Source organism: Microbacterium sp. dk485, assembly GCF_004570445.1.
Taxonomy (GTDB): Bacteria; Actinomycetota; Actinomycetes; order Actinomycetales; family Microbacteriaceae; genus Microbacterium; species Microbacterium wangchenii.
This window is the reverse complement of the sequence record NZ_SPQW01000001.1, coordinates 285,598-302,709: the sequence shown is the minus strand read 5'-3', so window position 1 is coordinate 302,709 and position 17,112 is coordinate 285,598. Positions and strand designations below refer to the sequence as shown.

At 70.4% G+C, this 17,112-nt stretch carries 14 protein-coding genes; 8 read left to right on the top strand and 6 right to left on the bottom strand.

Features of this window, described 5'->3' with window-relative positions:
- Positions 1-2: 2 nt before the first annotated feature.
- From E4V99_RS01465 to E4V99_RS01450, 4 genes are read right to left on the bottom strand one after another with little or no spacing between them, the layout of a single operon-like run.
- Entirely contained in the window at positions 3-971 is a 969-nt protein-coding gene (locus tag E4V99_RS01465; protein ID WP_135064295.1) for a GDP-mannose 4,6-dehydratase, read from the bottom strand.
- Complete coding sequence (locus E4V99_RS01460) at positions 968-1,951, bottom strand: GDP-mannose 4,6-dehydratase (protein ID WP_135064297.1); 984 nt, start codon at positions 1,949-1,951, stop codon at positions 968-970. The genes E4V99_RS01465 and E4V99_RS01460 overlap by 4 nt, the downstream gene beginning before the upstream one ends.
- A gap of 53 nt (positions 1,952-2,004) precedes the next feature.
- Positions 2,005-3,135, bottom strand: coding sequence for a glycosyltransferase family 4 protein (locus E4V99_RS01455; protein WP_135064300.1), 1,131 nt, complete (start codon positions 3,133-3,135; stop codon positions 2,005-2,007).
- A 4-nt stretch (positions 3,136-3,139) separates the two neighbouring features.
- On the bottom strand, positions 3,140-4,369 hold the full coding sequence (locus E4V99_RS01450) for a hypothetical protein (protein WP_135064303.1): 1,230 nt from the start codon (positions 4,367-4,369) through the stop codon (positions 3,140-3,142).
- Positions 4,370-4,500: 131 nt separating this feature from the next.
- Between E4V99_RS01450 and E4V99_RS01445 the strand changes: the two genes are divergently transcribed.
- The 4 genes from E4V99_RS01445 to E4V99_RS01430 are packed head-to-tail and all read left to right on the top strand — an operon-like array spanning position 4,501 to position 10,651.
- Positions 4,501-7,521 (top strand): arabinosyltransferase domain-containing protein, encoded by a 3,021-nt coding sequence (locus tag E4V99_RS01445; protein WP_135116166.1) that lies wholly within the window; start codon positions 4,501-4,503, stop codon positions 7,519-7,521.
- A gap of 27 nt (positions 7,522-7,548) precedes the next feature.
- A complete protein-coding gene (locus E4V99_RS01440) occupies positions 7,549-9,480 on the top strand; it encodes a DUF6541 family protein (protein WP_135064308.1) in 1,932 nt (643 codons plus the stop codon).
- A gap of 38 nt (positions 9,481-9,518) precedes the next feature.
- The gene (locus E4V99_RS01435) at positions 9,519-10,247 is read left to right on the top strand and encodes a glycosyltransferase family 2 protein (RefSeq protein WP_135064311.1); all 729 of its coding nucleotides are present in this window, start codon (positions 9,519-9,521) and stop codon (positions 10,245-10,247) included.
- Positions 10,244-10,651, top strand: coding sequence for a DUF2304 domain-containing protein (locus E4V99_RS01430; protein WP_135064314.1), 408 nt, complete (start codon positions 10,244-10,246; stop codon positions 10,649-10,651). The genes E4V99_RS01435 and E4V99_RS01430 overlap by 4 nt, the downstream gene beginning before the upstream one ends.
- Here E4V99_RS01430 and E4V99_RS01425 read toward each other — a convergent pair.
- A complete protein-coding gene (locus tag E4V99_RS01425) occupies positions 10,636-11,529 on the bottom strand; it encodes a glycosyltransferase family 2 protein (protein WP_209305573.1) in 894 nt (297 codons plus the stop codon). The two genes, E4V99_RS01430 and E4V99_RS01425, sit on opposite strands and share 16 nt — an antisense overlap.
- Positions 11,519-12,388 carry a glycosyltransferase family 2 protein gene (locus E4V99_RS01420; protein WP_167747740.1) on the bottom strand — a complete coding sequence of 290 codons (870 nt, stop codon included), beginning with the start codon at positions 12,386-12,388 and terminating at the stop codon, positions 11,519-11,521. The genes E4V99_RS01425 and E4V99_RS01420 overlap by 11 nt, the downstream gene beginning before the upstream one ends.
- A 36-nt stretch (positions 12,389-12,424) precedes the next feature.
- Here E4V99_RS01420 and E4V99_RS01415 point away from each other — a divergent pair, with 36 nt between their 5' ends.
- The 4 genes from E4V99_RS01415 to glf all read left to right on the top strand — a co-directional run bounded on the left by E4V99_RS01415 (position 12,425) and on the right by glf (position 17,096).
- Positions 12,425-13,672, top strand: coding sequence for a glycosyltransferase (locus E4V99_RS01415; protein ID WP_167758045.1), 1,248 nt, complete (start codon positions 12,425-12,427; stop codon positions 13,670-13,672).
- A gap of 68 nt (positions 13,673-13,740) precedes the next feature.
- A complete protein-coding gene (locus E4V99_RS01410) occupies positions 13,741-14,661 on the top strand; it encodes a glycosyltransferase (RefSeq protein WP_135064327.1) in 921 nt (306 codons plus the stop codon).
- On the top strand, positions 14,658-15,920 hold the full coding sequence (locus E4V99_RS01405; RefSeq protein WP_135116160.1) for a hypothetical protein: 1,263 nt from the start codon (positions 14,658-14,660) through the stop codon (positions 15,918-15,920). The genes E4V99_RS01410 and E4V99_RS01405 overlap by 4 nt, the downstream gene beginning before the upstream one ends.
- A 39-nt stretch (positions 15,921-15,959) precedes the next feature.
- Entirely contained in the window at positions 15,960-17,096 is a 1,137-nt protein-coding gene (glf, locus tag E4V99_RS01400) for a UDP-galactopyranose mutase (RefSeq protein WP_135064333.1), read from the top strand.
- The last annotated feature ends 16 nt before the right edge of the window (positions 17,097-17,112 follow it).

Genomic DNA, 17,112 nt, shown 5'->3' with positions numbered 1-17,112 from the left:
GGTCAGCGGGCCGGATCGGCCTGGTCGATGAGTGCGAGATCGTGTGCCACCATCCGCTGGACCAGGCCGTCGAAGTCCACCGTCGGGCTCCAGCCGAGACGCGAACGGATGCGGGACGCGTCCCCGACCATCTCGGCGACGTCGGCGGGCCGGACGAAGCGCGGGTCGGAGACGATCAGTCCGTCCGTCGCGGAGACTCCGGCCGCGCGCAGCGCCGCTTCGGCGAAGTCCGCGACCGAGTGCGAGCGACCTGACGCGACGATGAAGTCATCCGGCTCCTCCGCATCGGCGATGGTCAGGAGGGCCTCGACATAGTCCGGAGCCCACCCCCAATCGCGGCGTGCGTCGAGCGCGCCGAGGGTGAGGTGGTCCTGCAGGCCGCGCGCGATGCGCGCGGCTCCCGCGGTGATCTTCCGGGTGACGAACGTCTCCGGCCGCCGCGGTGATTCGTGGTTGTAGAGGATGGCCGTCGATGCGAACGACCCGCGGCCGCGCCAGAGAGAGACGAGCTGATGCGCAGCGGCCTTGGAGACGCCGTAGGGTGTCACGGGTCGGATGGCGGTGGCCTCCGTCTGGGGCGACTCAGCCGCGTTGCCGAAGATCTCCGAACTGCTGGCCAGGACCAGGCGCGCACCCTCCGCCGACGCCATGCTCTCCAGGAGGGCCGCGGTGGAGACGGTGTTGACCGCCATGGTCTCGGCCGGCCGCTCCCACGATGCCGCGACGGAGGAGACCGCTCCGAGGTGGAAGATGTACTGCGGCGAGGCGTCGCGGACGACCCGCCGGAGCGCCTCCGCATCGTCCAGCGCGGCCGTGCGGGGTCGGACCTGGGCGGGCAGCCCGGCGGTCAGCTCATCGCCGGGGCGCGTGACGGCGGTGACCGATGCGTCCCGCTCGAGGAGCCGCTCGAGGAGGTAGGAGCCGTCCTGTCCGGTCGCGCCGGTGACGAGAACGCGGGCCCCGGGGTTCATCGGGCCTCGGCGGCAGCGTCTCGGAGATCGGCTTCGACCATCATGGCCACGAGTTCCCGGAAGCCGACTTTCGGCGCCCATCCGAGCACCTCACGCGCTTTGGCCGCGTCGCCGACGAGCAGATCGACCTCGGCCGGGCGCATGAACTCCTGCGACTGCTGCACGTGGGGCTCCCAGTCCGCGATGCCGGCCGCATCGAACGCCGCATCCAGCAGCTCGCGGATGGAGTGGGTCTCTCCGGTCGACACCACGTAATCGTCGCCATGGGGCTGCTGCAGCATGAGCCACATCGCCTCCACGTAGTCGCCGGCGAATCCCCAGTCACGCTGTGCGTCCAGATTGCCCATCACGAGCGTGTCCTGCAGCCCGTGCGCGATCCTGGCGACGGCGCGTGTCACCTTGCGCGTGACGAACTCGGGCCCGCGCCGCGGCGACTCGTGGTTGAACAGGATTCCGCTGGAGGCGTGCATGCCGTACGACTCGCGGTAGTTGATGGTCATGTAGTGGCCGAAGACCTTCGCCACGCCGTACGGCGACCGCGGCCACAGCAGCGTGCTCTCGCGCTGGGGGACCTCCTGCACCTTGCCGAACATCTCCGACGACGATGCCTGGTAGAACCGAACCGACGACGGATCATCGCCCGCGTACAGCCGCGTGGCCTCCAGGATGTTCAGCACCCCCTTGCCGGTCACATCGGTGGTCAGCGCCGCGTTCTCCCAGGAGTAGGCGACGAAGGAGATCGCTCCGAGGTTGTACACCTCGTCCGGCTGCGCCTCGGACAGGACCCGGACCAGGCTCGAGACGTCGGTCAGGTCGCCGGTGACCAGGCGCACGTCGGGAACGGTGCGCCGCACGAGCTCGATCTTCGGGTTGTTCTGCCCGCGGATCAGGCCGTAGACGGTGTAGCCCTTCGAGATGAGCAGCTCGGCGAGGTACAGGCCGTCCTGTCCCGTGATGCCGGTGATGAGCGCGCGAGGCATGGCGTCCGCTTTCCGATGGGAACCGCCGTCCGGTGCGACGGCGCTTAAGCACCCTACCGGGTGGCCCTCTCCGCTTCTTCGAGCACCTCGTCGATGAGCTCCTGGTAGCGCTGGACGCCCCTCTCGTTGGCGAAGAGCGCCCGCGCGCGCTCCGGTCCGTCCGCGGGCAGAGCGAGCGTGGGCAGCTTCCGCAGCGCTGCGGTGATCGCCGCGGAGTCACGCGGCGGCACGATGGTTCCGAAGCCGGTCTCCTGCACGGGGGTGCGCACGCCGGGCATGTCGGTCACCAGGGCCGGCACTCCGGCCATCATCGCCTCGACCTGGACGATCCCGAACGCCTCGAAGGAGTTCACGGACGTCAGCGCGAAGGTGTCGAGGGACGCGTAGAAGTCTGGAAGGTCCTCGTCCGCGAGGAAGCCCAGCATGCGGATCCGCTCGTCGCGGCCGATCGCCTCGCGCACGCGCTCGATGACCGACCCGCCGGCGATGTTGGCGAAGTCGCCTGCGATGAGCAGCCGCGCCTCGGGGTCGGCGAGCGCGGTGAACCCGCGGACCAGGTATTCGATGCCCTTCTCCTCCACGATGCGTCCGAGGAAGCCGACGTGCAGCCCGTCGCCCTCCCGGAACCGTCCCGTTCCGCCGCGGCGATCGTGGCATCCCGGGGGGATGACGAGCTGATTGCGCGCGAGAGCGCGCGACACCCGCGAATGCGCCGCGTAATCCGAACTGGAGACGATCACGGCCCGGGAGTTGCCCGCCGCCGCCGTCGTCGAGGCATCCATGGCCCGCGACTGGAGACGGCCGGGCAGGGAGGGCGGCATCGCGATGTCGCACTGGTACGTGAAGAGGACGGGCGTCCCTGCCCGCCGGGCTCCGGCGGCGATGGGTCCGGCTTCCAGCATCGGCGCGTGGATGTTGACCACATCCGCCGTCCGTGCGGCTCGGATCACCGCGGGCACGAGGCCCGGCGCGATCACGCCTTTGCCCAGGCGGACCCGAACGGGGAATCGGCGGACACGGACGCCGTTGATCGTCTCGGACCGGGGGAGTGAGCGGTCGTGCTGCGTGGTGAGGACGAGCACGTCATGCCCTCGCGCCGCCAGCCCCTCGGCCACATCGCGCGCGACATTGGTCAGGCCGCTGACATACGGGGCGTAGTAGTTGAGCGTGATCAGGATGCGCATCCGGTCATCCTCTCGTGAGATGCGTGCGAAGAGACAGCGCGCTGCCCACCAGCGCGGCGAGGGACGACAGCAGGAGCGCGATCGAGCAGGCGAGCTCGATCGGGAGGAAGGTCCCGGCGGCCACGACCGTCACCACCGCCGCCCCCAGAGCGCCCGACCAGGCGGCGAGGGCCAGGCGGTGGCGACCGGCGGCGATCACCGCCTGGGTGAAGACGATGAGGCCGGCCATGCACACCACGCCCGCCACGAGGATCCCGAGGTCCAGCGGGGGCAGGGCGCGGCCGGGACCGAAGATGAGCTCCACCGCCCATGGTCCGGCCAGGTACCCCACCACCGCGCCCGCGGCAGCCAGACCGGTGACACCCAGCACGAGGGTGCGGATCGCCGCCAGCAGCCGGACGGTCTGCCCTTCGCGGAGCATGACGGTGAAGGGCGGCACGAGCATCGCCTGAACCGGTGTGATGAGGAACAGGGGCAGCCGCGCGAGCGTGAAGCTCGCCTGGAACGCGCCGGCGGCCCCGACCGGCCCCAGGGCGAAGACGATCAGCGGGGCGGCGTTGGCCAGCACCTGTGACGAGAGGGCCTGGGGCAGGAGCGTGAGCATGGGGCGCGCGAAGGACTCGCCACCGACCGGGTCCGGGCCGAACGGCGCGCCGCGCGGATAGACGGCGACGTGGGCGATCGCGATGGCCAGTGCCACGGCGACCATGAACAGGGCCGCGCGTGCAGGCTGACCGATCGCCGCCACGGCGATCCCCGCGGCCAGCACCACTCGCAGCGCCGCGTCCACGACCAGAGCGAGGGCGAACGTCACCTGGCGCCCGAAGGCGAGGAGCAGACCGCGCGTGACGTACTGCAGCGGTGAGACCACGGCGACTGCCGCAAGCCCCACGAGGACGGGGATGGACACCGGGTTCTGCGGGAAGGGGAGGGCGGCCGCGACGCACGCGATGACGACCGCCGCCCCTGCGAGAACCCACGACGTGCGCCAGGCGGCGGCGGCGGTCCGGCGTGAGAGGGTGCCGTGGCGCGCCGCCAGCAGCTGCTCGGCGGGGAGGAAGGCGCCGAACCCCACGATGAGAGCCAGGGACCAGAACACCGAGAACTCGTCGAACTCCGCGGCCGGCAGCGACCGCGAGATGATCGCGAGGAGGACGTAGGTGAGCACACCGGCGACGACCGTGCAGGCCAGCGCGATGCCGGCGACCTGCGGGGGAGACGGTGGCTTCGGCACCGGGACAGGGTATCGGGCCGACACCGGCCGCGCGGATCGGGTTCTCAGCGGATGCCTGCGACAATGGGGCGGCTGCACCTGCGACCGTCGTGTCTGCTCGGCTGCCCCAGATCCGCACTCGAGAGATTCGGATGTCCGTGAGATCCCTGAACCTAGTCGCGCGGCGGCGTGGCGCCGCCCTCCTGGTCGCCTCGCTCGTGGCGATCGTGGCGGGCTTCGCCCTCGCGCTCGCGCCGGTGCTGCAGAGCAAAGTCGAGGTGCGCTGGCCGCAGGCCTCCGACGACGTCCGGTCTACTGCGCTCCTTCTGGCCAACCTCACCCCGCACGCCGTCGACGTGGAGTTCGACGGGGCCGCGCTGGAGGCGGCCGCCGACGGTGGCGGCCTGCTGCTGTCCACGGTCCGCACCGACCGACCCGCCGCCCGAGCGGCGGGCCTGGTCCTGGAGACGGACGGGGCGACTCTCACGGTCACCCTGCGCCAGAGCGCGCAGACCGTGGTGATCGAGCCGGGATCGTGGCACCTGCGCTCGAGCATCGAAGGGATGACGCTGGAGCGCGACGGGGAGCCGGTGCTGTCCTGGCAGAGTGAGGTGCCCCCGGAGATCGACGGCCTGCTCACCGATGTGCAGGAGCTCCCCACCGGTGCCGTGTTCCAGGCGACGGTTCAGGTGCTCGACGACAACAACACCGTCGCCTCCCCGCTCAAGCTCCTCATCCTCGTGGTCGCCGCGCTGGCACTCATCGCCGTGGCCGTGCTGCTGATCCGTGACGATCGCGCGCGGCCGCTTCCACGTGCGGCCCGTCGGCGTCGGGACGACGGCGAGGGGCGGTGGGTGCGGGTCGCCGTCGCGGCCGTCGACGTCGCGGTCGTGGGGGCGCTCGTGCTGTGGGTGTTCATCGGGCCGATGACCGCCGACGACGGCTATTACGCGGTGATGGCGCGCAACAACTCCGATGCCGGCTACGTCGGCATGTACTACCAGATCTTCAATCAGACCTTCGTCCCCTTCGTGTGGTACTGGCAGTTCCTCGATCTGTGGCAGACGGTGTCCGTCAGCGCGGTCTGGCTGCGGATCCCCTCACTCATCGCCGCCGTGGGCGGGTGGATGCTGATCCGGTACTACGTCAGGCGCCATCTGGAGGTCGCCGGAGCCGTCCGCGCCGGGTTCCTCGCCGTCGCGGGCATGGTCACCGTCCTGTGGTGGTGTGCCTTCGCGATCGGTGTCCGCCCCGAGGCGGTCGCGGCCGTCGGGGCGATGGCCGTCCTGGTGCTGGTCGTGACCTCGGTACGCACCGGCCGCGCGTTCCCCGCCTTCGTGGCCGCCGCGGTGGGGGCATTGAGCTTCGCGGCTCACCCGACCGGGGTCGTCGCGTTCGGCCCGCTGCTGGTGGGGATCGTTCCCCTGTGGCGTGCGCTGTCCGGCGACGGATGGCGGGCGGGAGCCCGCCGCACGCTGGCCATCATCAGCGGCGGGGCGTTCGCCCTCATCGCCGCTTTCCACGACGGCGCGCTGTTCGAAGCGATCAACGGGCAGCGCCGCTTCGCCGCCGTCGAGACACCGCTGGATTGGACCGACGAACTCGGTCGGTACGGTCTGCTGCTGGAGAACGGGCCCCAGGGAACATATGTCAAGCGAGCGGTGGTGCTCGTCGCGCTCGTCCTCGTGCTGTGGTTCCTCATCGCGTGGGCGTGGGATCTGCGAGCGCGGACGAGACTGATCGGCGACGCCGCCTCCCTCATGGGGTGGACCTTCGCCGTCGGGTTCGTGCTCATCTGGATCACCACCAGCAAGTGGTCGCATCACTTCGGAGCCATGGCAGTCATCGGGGCGGTGTTCGTCGCCTGGATGCTGACGGTCCTCCCGGCACGCGTCCTGGCGGCACTGCCCACCGCCCGTCAGCGGTGGCTCCTCGCATCGATCTTCGCCGCCTCCCTCCTCCCACCCGTGCTGCTGGCGCTGGAGGGCCCTCAGAACTGGTTCTCCTGGAACGCCCACCTGTCGGATTGGGGGCAGGCTCCGGGTGTCGGCCCGGTCGTGTTCGCCCAGCCCGCACTGTGGGTCGGTGTGGTCGTCGTCAGCGTGGGAGTCCTGCTCGCGCTGTCGCGGGTGCGGCGCACGCCGGTCCGCCTGCCGATCCTCGCCGCGGCGGTCCCCGTGACCTGTTTCGCCCTCATCGGGGTCTACATGTTCGGGACCTTCGGCATCGCGGCGGCGCGGGGATGGGACGACTTCTCGACCTCCGCGGCGAACGTCCGCGATCCGCTGGCGCGCGACTGCCTGCTCGAGGAGGCGATCACGACGTGGGATGCGGCCGGCGGTGTGGTCGCGCCCGCCGTCGACACGCAGGCCGGCGCGCCGGAGGGCATCCCCGAGCGCCTGCCCGACGGCACGCCGACCGAGCCGATTCTGGCGACCGGCTCATCGGTGTGGACGAGCCTGCAGGACGGCGTCCCGTCCGTGGGCTCGCACGAGTCCGGCTGGTTCGATGTGCCCCCCCTCGCCGACGGGGAGCAGCTGGTCGTCGCCGTCGCCGGGCACCTGACGCGGGACGCATCGACGAAGCTCACCCTGGAGCGACGGGACGGATCCGGCGAGATCACGACGGCACCCCTCACCGATGAGGTCGACCGTCATGGCTGGCGCACTCTGCTGCTGTCGCCACTGGTCACCGAAGACACCGAGGAGATCCGGCTCGTCGCCCAGACGAGGACGGAGCTGCCCGGACAGTGGCTTGCGGTGAGCGATCCGCTGGTGGCCCCCGCGCGGAGTTTCGCGCAGGTGTTCCCTCCCGGAACGCCGGTCTCGGTCCACTGGCTGATGTCGTTCTGGTTCGCGTGCACGACGCCCCCGGCCATCTCGAACGGGATCGTCGAGCCGCCGGCAGGGGCCACGTCGTGGGGCGACTTCGCGTGGGACATGAACCCCTGGTCGCCGGGGCGGGGCGGTATCCTCGCCGGCGCTTCCCGCCTGGCCGACATCCGCACGCTCGCAGGAGACATGGACGGCTTCGGCGCGGCGTGGGGGCGCGTGCAGGTGTTCGACTATCCGGTCGCCGAGGCGGCCTACGAACTTCGCACCGACCGTGTCCTGACTCCGGGCTGGCGAAGCGCCTTCCCGGAAGCGTCCCAACTGGTGGTGGCGGAGCGGTGAGCGTGATGGGGAAGGGATCTGCACTCGATGTGGACTGAACTGGTTGCGGCAGCGGTCGTCGCCGCGCTTCTACTGTTCCTCATCGGCGGTGTGGTCGGGTGGGCGGGTGGGCTGCGCGGATTCGCTCTGCTGGCGACCGGCCCTGCGCTGACGGTGGCCGTCATCGCAGTCGCGAGCGTCGTGGCGCCCTGGGTGGGGCTGGCGTGGTCGGTCATCCCGGCGCTGATCGCCCTCGTCGTCGCGGCGGCACTGAGCCGCGCCGTCGGCGGGCGACGATCGAGGAAGGCGGCGGCGTCGCGGCGGCGGGTGGACCTCTGGCTGACCGGCACCGTCCTCGTGGCAGCGGGCGTCGCCACGACGCAGGTGATGCTGTCCATCGGGGCGCCCGACGCGATCTCCCAGACGTTCGACAACGTCTTCCACCTCAACGCGGTGCGGTGGATCCTGGACACGGGGTCGGCGTCGTCCCTGACGCTCGGACAGATCACGGCGCAGAGCGAAGGCCTCGCCTTTTACCCCGGCGCATGGCACGCGCTCGTCGCGCTCGTGGTGCAGCTGTCGGGAGTCACCCTCCCGGTCGCCGTGAACGCCACGGTGATCGTCGTCTGCGCGCTCGTGTGGCCCATGGCGGCGATCGTGCTCACGCGCGCGCTGTTCGGCCGCACCCCCGCAGCCACGGTGGGGGCGGGACTGCTCAGCGTCGCGATGCCCGTCTTCCCGATCCTGCTGCTGGACTACGGCGTGCTCTACCCGTATCAGCTCTCCCTCGCCCTCGTCCCCGTCGCCCTGGCCCTCACCCTCCACGTCCTCGGGTGGAGCCGGCTGCGGGATGCGGCGTCGTCGTGGCAGCGCGCCCTTCTGCTCGCCGCAACGCTGGGGGGCATCGCTCTCGCGCACCCCGGCGGGTTCGTCGCATGGCTCGCGCTGTCGACCCCCATCGCGGCGCTGCTCGGCTGGAGTTCGGTGAGGCGAGCCCGCTCCCGGCAGGCGCGCGTGCGAGTCTTCGTGGCGGCCGCCGTCTATCTCGTGGCCGGTGCGGCACTGCTGCGCATCCTGCGGCCCCCCGCCGATGCCCGCGGATGGGCGATCCAGTCGTCGATGGGGGAGGCCTTCGTCCAGGGGCTCGTGGGCTCCGCATGGTACGGCGTCGTGCCCGTCGTGGCTGCCGTCGCCGTCCTGGCCGGACTCTTCTTCACGGTGCGCAACCGCTCGCGCGGGGCGATCCTGGCAGCCGGGATCTTCCTCGTGGCGCTGCTGCTGTTCATCATCGTGGCAAGCCTTCCCATCATCCCGCTCCGTGACATCTTCACCGGGAGCTGGTACAACAACATCCCGCGACTGGCCGCCCTCCTGCCGCTGGGCGCCGTGCCACTGGGGGCCTACGGCATCGCGTGCTTCGCGCACGCGATCTCCCGGCGCATCCCGGTACCGCGTCGGCGTGTCGCTCTGCCGGTGCTCGGCGTCGTCGGTGCCCTCGTCGGCCTGGCCGTCAGCCAAGCGGCTCCGCTGTCACCGGTGCCGGCGGCGATCGCGTCCGCGCAGCGCAACTTCGACGATTCCGGACACCCCCCGCTGCTCTCCCAGGACGAGCGGACCCTGCTGGAGCGCCTCGACGCGCACGTTCCGCCTGGCGCTGTCGTGGCGGGCAACCCCTGGACGGGGACATCGCTGGCTTACGCGCTGGGCGACCGCCCCGTCCTGACGCCGCATCTGCTCAGCTACGAGGACGAGCGATTGCGCCAACTGGGCGCGGAACTCGGATCCAGCACGGCGGGAGACGACACGTGTGAACTCGCCCATGAGTTCGGAGTGCGCTTCGTGCTCGAGTTCAGCCCGGAGGAGGTGCACGACGGCCACCATGCGTATCCCGGTTACGAGAACCTCTCCGAGTCGCCCTCGATGGTGCTGCGCGACCAGGTCGGCGAAGCACGCCTGTTCGAACTGGTCGGGTGCGGCTGATGATCGTTCGTCCAGGCACTGCGGATACCATGGAAAGGATGTCGGAAAGCGTGGAACGTGTCCTGGTCATCGTTCCGGCGTGGAACGAGGAGCACAACGTCGGCGCCACCGTACGCGGCATCCGAGAGGCCGGTCCGTACGACATCGCCGTCGTCGACGACGGTTCCACGGACGCCACCGCCGAGGTCGCCCGCGACGCGGGGGCCGTGGTGCTCACCCTTCCGTTCAACCTGGGCGTGGGGGGTGCGATGCGCACCGGGTTCACCTACGCCCGCCGGCACGGCTACCGCAAAGCGATCCAGGTCGACGCCGACGGTCAGCACAACCCGGCCGACATCGCGCGCGTCCTCGACGGTCTGGAGCACGCCGACATCTCCATCGGCGCACGATTCGCCGACGTCGGGGACTACCCCGTGAAAGGACCGCGCAGGTGGGCGATGGTCGTCCTGGCGAAGGTGCTCTCGAACGTCGCGAAGACGCGTCTGACCGACGTGACGAGTGGCTTCCGCGCTGCAAACGACAGAGCCATCGATCAATACGTGCGGTACTACCCCGCCGAGTACCTCGGTGACACGATCGATTCCCTCGTGGCCGCCGTGCACGGCGGCCTGCGGGTCACCCAGGTGCCCGTCGCCATGCGGCCGCGCGCCACCGGCCGGCCGAGCCAGAACGCCGTGGGCGCCACGATCTACCTTCTCCGGTCGGTCTTCGCCCTGGGGCTCGCCGTACTGCGCCCCCGTCGTCGTCGAACGGAGCCCCCCGCATGACGGTCATCGGCGCAGTCGCCCTCGCACTCATCATCCTGACGATCGTGATGATTCTGCTGCTGAGGCGCTCCATCCGCGAGAAGTACGCCGTCATGTGGCTCGTGATCGGACTGGCCGTCCTCGTCCTCGGGCTGTTCCCCGGCTTGCTCACCGCCGCGACGGCGCTCCTGGGAGTGCAACTGCCCGCCAACCTGCTGTTCACCCTCGCCATCGTGCTGCTGCTGGGGGTCTCCCTCCACCTGTCGTGGGAACTGTCACGCGCCGAGGACGAGATCCGACGCGTGGCGGAAGAGACGGCGATCCTGCGGGCGGAGATGGACACCCTGTCGGCGGCCGTCGAGCGTCTTTCGGTCGACCGGGACGCCCCGGATGGCGATCAGGAGACCGGTCAGCGGACCACGTAGGCGGCCAGCCGACGTGCGTCACGCATCCGGCCGCCGAACAGTGCCACCACCGACTCCGCGGCGGCGTTGAGTCGTGAGACGGTCCGCCGGCGCGCCACCCGTGCCGCGCGGTTCCAGCCGCGGGAGCGCAGGCGTCCCGCGTAGTGCTGGAAGAAGCGTCGCTCCTGGTCGAACCGGAGTCCGCTCACGGCGGTCGCCTGGGAGAACGAGCGCGCGTGCCGCCGGTACTGGAAGCACACATCGTCCGTGACCCGAAGTGTGCCCCCGGCCATCGCGATATCCAGAAGCAGAGCGAGGTCCAGCGCGACGTCGTAGCTGGCGTCGAATCCGTGGACGGCGACGCTGGCGCGCCGCCACAGGAGCGACGGGAAATACGCCCAGTCGGCCCGCGCGAGGCTCACTGCGAACGGCTCTCCGACGAGCACCCGGTCGCCGTTGCGCGTGCGGGGGCGCAAGAGATTCTTGACGAGGTCGGGGAGAGGGTGAGCAGGCTTCCCATCATCGTCGATGACCTGGACCCCGGGTTGGACGATGTCGGCAGCTGGGGTCCGCGCGGCCGCCCGGCGAACCGTCTCGAGATAGCGCGGCATCATCACGTCGTCGGCGCCCATCATGACGAACCACTCCGCCGTGGACAGGTCGAGGCAGCGGGCGAAGTTGCGCGCGACCCCCAGGTTCTCCTCGTTGCGGATCGCCACGATGCGCGGGTCGTCCAACGATGAGATCCACTCATGCCCCGCAGAGGAAGGCGAGGCGTCGTCGACGCAGATGAGGCGCCAGCGGGTGTCGGTCTGAGCGCGCACGCTGTCGACCGCCAGGCGCAGATACTCGACGTCGCCATAGTGGGGGAGAAGGATGTCGATGGTCTCATCGTCCACCGTCATCACCTCGTTCCGCGGGCTTGCCGGACACACCGTGCAGACCGTCGCGCCATCCCCGCCAGCCGTCCGTCAGGCCGGCGGGCCGACGGCGCAGCAACGAAGAGACGGACACCTCGCTCAGACGGCGCAGCGCTGCCGCGCCGCGCGACCAGCGCGGGATGCCGGCGCGGTGCGCGAAGCGCGCCATGTTGCGCATGCCGAGGTACACGGGATGCTCACCCGGCTCCTGTGCCCCATGGGCGTCACGGTCGATCACGGTGCGCCACCCGGCACGCGCGAGGCGCCACGATGTGTCGACGTCCTCGAAATACAAGAAGTACTCCTCGTCGACGCCGCCCACGGCGTCGAGGGCGTCGAGGCGGAACATCACAATGGCGCCGTCGAGCCAATCGACGTCCGACACCCGGGTGTCCGGCTCGCGGGTCACATGGGTCGCGCGACCGCCGCGGGTCAGCCGTCCGCCGGCGGAGAAGATGGTCCCCGGATCGGAGACACGCCGCAAGACGGGGCCGGCCGCCCCGATGTCGGGTGCGGATGCGAGCGTCTCTGAAAGCCGTTCGGCCAGGTGCACGTCGAATTCGGCGTCGTGCGTGAGAACGAGCAGGGCGGGCACGCTGTCGCGTACCGCCCGCCTCGCCTCGTTGACCGCTGCGCCGTAGCCCGGGTTGTCGGCTCTTGTCACCACCTGCACGAGTCCGCGGAGTCCCGGGGGGATCTCCACCTCGCCCAGGTCGCCGGCGTTGTCCACGATCACGACAGCGGCCGGTGGCTGGGACTGGGTGGCCAGTCGCGCCAGCACGCCGTTGACGAGGTCGCGGCGGCGATAGGCGATGATCAGGGCGGCGTAGGCAGTCATGGCGGGGAGCCCTGGGGGCGGGCGTAGGCTGTTGCGGTGGCGAAGTATGAGCGGAAGTCGGTCCGCGATGGTCACACTCCGTTGATCGTCAGCGTCACGAAGTATATCCCGTACGACGGCATCCCCCACGCGGGCGGGCAGTATGCGAAGGATCATTTCGACGCGCTCTCCGGGATCGCGCGGCTCGTCGCGGTGGCACCCTCCACGACGGCCAACCGCGACGCCGCGACGCGGCCGGGAGCGCCCCCGGAGGCCGTTCTCATCGAAGGGACAGGCCTTCTCCGCGCCGGGCGGGCGAAGCTGCTGACCGACCTCGCCTCGGCCTGGCGGGGGAGTGACGCGCAAGGGTTCTTCCGACGCGCGACCGCGACGCCGGAATGGCCGTGGCAGCTGATCGCCGACGCCGACGTGGTCGAATTCCAGTGGTCGGAGATGGCGTCGCTCGCGCCGCTGATCCGAGCGCGATTCCCGGAGAAGCCACTTGTGATCGTGGCGCACGACGTCATCACCCAGCGGTGGAACCGCGCCGCCGGCGCGACGAAGAACCCGCTGGCGCGGACCGCCTACTCCGTGGCGGCGCGGCGCAGCGCCACCCGTGAGCACGCCGACTTCTCGGCGGCCGACCGCATCGTGGTCTTCAGCGAGAAGGACGCGGCGCTGGTGCGCGAGCTCGCTCCCGCCGCACACCCGGTCGTGGTGGCGCCCGGCTTCCGCCTCGGCTCGACGCCCGCCGAGGGAAGCGAGGAAGAACCCGTCGTGCTCTTCACGGGTGCGCTCGGCAGGCCCGACAACGACCGGGCGGTGCGCTGGTTCCTGCAGAAGGTGTGGCCGCGCGTGATCGAGCAGGTCGGCGATGCCCGATTCGTCGCTGCCGGATCCGGCCCGGGACGCGGTCTGCGGCGCCTGGTGGCGAAATCCCACCGGGCCGAACTCACCGGCTTCGTCCCTTCCTTGGACCCCTACTACGCGGCGGCGCGGGTGTTCGTCGCACCGGTGCTCACGGGGGCAGGCGTGAAGTTCAAGACGGTCGACGCGCTCGTGCGTGGGCTCCCCATCGTGGCCACTCCCGTGGGTGCCGAGGGCATCGAGCGGGAGGACGTCTTCGTGGGAGTCACCGACGACCCCGTCCGGTTCGCGGACCTCGTCGTGGCGGCTCTGCGCGGCGCACATGCGGAGCGTGCCGCAGCGGGAGGGCAGTGGGCGGCAGAGGTGTACGGCATGGATGCGTTCGGCCGGCGGGTGCGGGCGCTGTACGGTCAGCTGATGCCCGATCGGCTCGCCTAGGATCGACTGTCGACGACATCGCGTCGTCCCCGGCGTGCGCGCCGCGGCCCCGACGATTGCCCCAGCCCATGAACCCAGCCGGACTTGCGCGCGTGGTCGCCACGATCCCCGTCTTCCGCGCCCCCAGCGACCTGCCCGCCCGAGTAAGGGCCCTGCGGCAGCAGGTGGCTGCGGTGGTGCTCGTCGACGACGGCAGCGGCTCCCTCCCCTCTGCCGCGTTCGACCTTCCGGGCGTCGTACAGGTGGCACTGGAGGCGAACTCCGGAATCGCTCACGCGCTCAACGTCGCAGTCGAGAGGGCCCGCGGCCTGGACGCCACCCACATTCTCACGCTGGACCAGGATTCCACCGTGCCCGACGGGTACGTCGCCCGCATGCTCGCTGCGCTGCAGTCGCGTGCCGACAGCGGGCGGCTCGTCGCGGGCGCCGTGCCCTCCTCGGCCGGCGGGGCCGCGGTGCTGCGCGACATGGACGACGTGCCTTTCGACCCCATCCAGTCCGGTCAGCTCATCCCGCTCGCGGTCCTGGACGCGGTGGGTCCCTTCGCCGAGGAGCTGTTCATCGACGCCGTCGACTCCGACTTCTGGCTGCGAGCAGATGCACTCGGCTATTCGTTCGCCGTTGTCGACGAAGCGGAGATCGAGCACGGGCTGGGGGAGCTGCAACCGATCCGGATCTTCGGACGGCAGCTCGTGCTCGCCGGCAAACCCCGGCACGTGCTGTACCACTCGCCGTTCCGGACGTACTACATGGTGCGCAACAGCACTGTCCTGAACCGTCGCTACGCCCATCACCGGCCGCAGTGGATGCGGCGACGCAGCCGCAAGATGTTCGAGATGGTGGCGGGCTGCATCGTCCTCTCCGCCGACCGTCGATCGCAACTGCGGGCGGTACGCGCTGGGCGCCGTGACGCGCGGCGGGGCGTGCTGGGCAAGATCGACCCCGCCACGCTCGAGTGGATCATGGCGCCCTCGAGGGCGCGTCGATGACCAGGCTCGGCGCCCTCCTGCGCCACGAGCTTCTGCGCCGAAGCATCCTGTTCGCCGCACCGATCCTCGCCTCGACGGTGGTGGGCGTCTTCTCCATCCCGGTCCTCGTCGCCACCGTGGGAGCGCGGCAGTGGGCCGTCCTGGTCGTCCTGCAGTCGATCGGACAGTTCTTCGCGATCCTCGTCGCCTTCGGGTGGGGGGCGACCGGCCCCAGTATGGTGGCTGCGCGTCCACGACACGAGCGCCGGCAGTTCTACCTCGACTCCCTCGTGGCCCGGGGTGTCGTGTTCGTGGTCGCCATCCCGCTTGCGGCGGTGCTCGGCATGCTCGTGACCGGACAGGGGCTTGTGAACGCGTTGCTCAGCGCCGTGGCCTACGCTGCGCCGGGCATCGGGGCGGCGTGGTATTTCATCGGCGGCAACCGTCCGGCCGCACTGTTCTTCTTGGACGCCCTGCCCTTGATCGTCGGGCAGGTCGCCGGTCTGGTGGCCGTCCTGATGTGGCCCGACCTGACCGCCTACCTCGCCGGAGTGGCGGCCTTCGCCGTGCTGGGGTCGATCCTGTCGGCCGGCTACGTCCTCACGCGAGCCGATGACGGTCCGCTTTCGTGGCGCGCCCGCCGCTCGCTGGGTTCCCTCTACTCCTCGCAGCTGGGCGGGACGGCGACCATGGTCTCGGGGAGCATCTACTCCACGCTGCCCCCGACTCTGGTGCAGATCGTGGCGCCGGCAGTGCTGCCCGTCTACGCCATCGCCGACCGGCTGTACAAGTACGCCGTCCTGGCGCTCGGCCCCATCCTGCAGGCCGTGCAGAGCTGGGTGCCGGAGACGGCGGGGGAGCAGACCCGCCGCCGGGCGCGTCGCACGCTGGAACTGGGCGCGGCGATCGGGCTGGTCGGCGGCCTCTGCATCGCGGTCCTGTCTCCCCCGGTCTCCTCCTTCCTGACCGTGGGGGAGGTGCGGATCCCCGTCGTCGCCGCCATCCTGCTCGGACTGGCCTTCGCGGCGGAGGCCGTGGCTCAGGTGGCAGGCCTGGCCGGGCTCGTCGCGTTGGGGGGAGTGCGCCATCTCGCGTGGTCCTCGATCGCCGCCGCCATCGTTGGGCTACCACTGTTCGCCGCCCTCACGTGGTGGCTGGGTGTCGTCGGCGCAGCCGCGGCCCTGCTCCTGGTCGCCCTGGGCACCGCCGCATACCGTGCGTGGCATGTCATCCGCCTGGCGCGGCTGGCCGACCAGGGCCACCCACGGCCGGCCGAATAGACTGGCAGGGTCCCCGCCCTCTCCAGAAAGCGACCCTGCATGGATCTCCTCATCGTCGGATCGGGCTTCTTCGGCCTCACGATCGCCGAGCGCGCGGCAGCCGCCGGCCGTCAGGTCACGGTGATCGACCGTCGTCACCACATCGGCGGCAACGCCTACAGCGAGGACGAGCCGGAGACGGGGATCGAAGTGCACCGGTACGGAGCGCACCTCTTCCACACCTCCAATCCGACGGTGTGGGAGTACGTCAACCGATTCACCGACTTCACGTCGTACGTGCACCGGGTGTACACCAATCATGAGAACGTCGTGTACCCGCTGCCGATCAATCTCGGGACGATCAACCAGTTCTTCACCGCCGCGTTCTCGCCGGACGAAGCGCGTGCGCTGATCCACCAGCAGGCGGGGGAGTTCGACCCGAAGAAGGCAACGAACCTCGAGGAGCGCGCCATCGGCCTGATCGGGCGCCCGCTGTACGAGGCGTTCATCCGCGACTACACGGCGAAGCAGTGGCAGACGGACCCCACGAACCTCCCCGCCGAGGTCATCTCGCGCCTCCCGGTCCGCTACACCTATGACAACCGGTACTTCAACGACACGTGGGAGGGACTTCCCGTCGACGGCTACACGGCGTGGCTCGAGCGGATGGCCGACCACCCGCGCATCGACGTCAAGCTGAACGTCGACTTCTTCGACGAGACCCAGCCGCTGCACAAGGCGGCGACCGTGGGACAGGTCCCCGTCGTGTACACCGGCCCCGTCGACCGCTACTTCGACTACACCGAAGGCGCGCTGTCGTGGCGGACCCTCGACTTCGAGGAGGAGGTGCTGCAAGTGGGCGACTTCCAGGGCACGAGTGTCATGAACTATGCCGACGCCGACATCCCGTACACCCGCATCCACGAGTTCAAGCACTTCCACCCCGAGCGGGCCGACCGTTACCCCGCCGACAAGACGGTCATCATGCGCGAGTACTCGCGTTTCGCGACGCGAGACGACGAACCGTACTACCCGGTGAACACGCCCGAGGACCGCGCCGGGCTCCTGGCCTACCGCGAGCTCAGCAAGGGGGAGAAGGGCGTCCACTTCGGGGGACGGCTGGGGACCTACCAGTACCTGGACATGCACATGGCGATCGGATCGGCGCTCTCGATGTGGAACAACCACCTCGCCTGAGTGAGCCTGTCGCAGC

What these genes read in the sequence shown, in the direction of transcription:
- E4V99_RS01465 (WP_135064295.1), bottom strand. Translation starts at nt 971, where the DNA reads ATGAACCCCGGGGCCCGCGTTCTCGTCACCGGCGCGACCGGACAGGAC.
- E4V99_RS01460 (WP_135064297.1), bottom strand. Translation starts at nt 1,951, where the DNA reads ATGCCTCGCGCGCTCATCACCGGCATCACGGGACAGGACGGCCTGTAC.
- E4V99_RS01455 (WP_135064300.1), bottom strand. Translation starts at nt 3,135, where the DNA reads ATGCGCATCCTGATCACGCTCAACTACTACGCCCCGTATGTCAGCGGC.
- E4V99_RS01445 (WP_135116166.1), top strand. Translation starts at nt 4,501, where the DNA reads ATGTCCGTGAGATCCCTGAACCTAGTCGCGCGGCGGCGTGGCGCCGCC.
- E4V99_RS01440 (WP_135064308.1), top strand. Translation starts at nt 7,549, where the DNA reads ATGTGGACTGAACTGGTTGCGGCAGCGGTCGTCGCCGCGCTTCTACTG.
- E4V99_RS01435 (WP_135064311.1), top strand. Translation starts at nt 9,519, where the DNA reads ATGTCGGAAAGCGTGGAACGTGTCCTGGTCATCGTTCCGGCGTGGAAC.
- E4V99_RS01430 (WP_135064314.1), top strand. Translation starts at nt 10,244, where the DNA reads ATGACGGTCATCGGCGCAGTCGCCCTCGCACTCATCATCCTGACGATC.
- E4V99_RS01420 (WP_167747740.1), bottom strand. Translation starts at nt 12,388, where the DNA reads ATGACTGCCTACGCCGCCCTGATCATCGCCTATCGCCGCCGCGACCTC.
- E4V99_RS01410 (WP_135064327.1), top strand. Translation starts at nt 13,741, where the DNA reads ATGAACCCAGCCGGACTTGCGCGCGTGGTCGCCACGATCCCCGTCTTC.
- E4V99_RS01405 (WP_135116160.1), top strand. Translation starts at nt 14,658, where the DNA reads ATGACCAGGCTCGGCGCCCTCCTGCGCCACGAGCTTCTGCGCCGAAGC.
- glf (WP_135064333.1), top strand. Translation starts at nt 15,960, where the DNA reads ATGGATCTCCTCATCGTCGGATCGGGCTTCTTCGGCCTCACGATCGCC.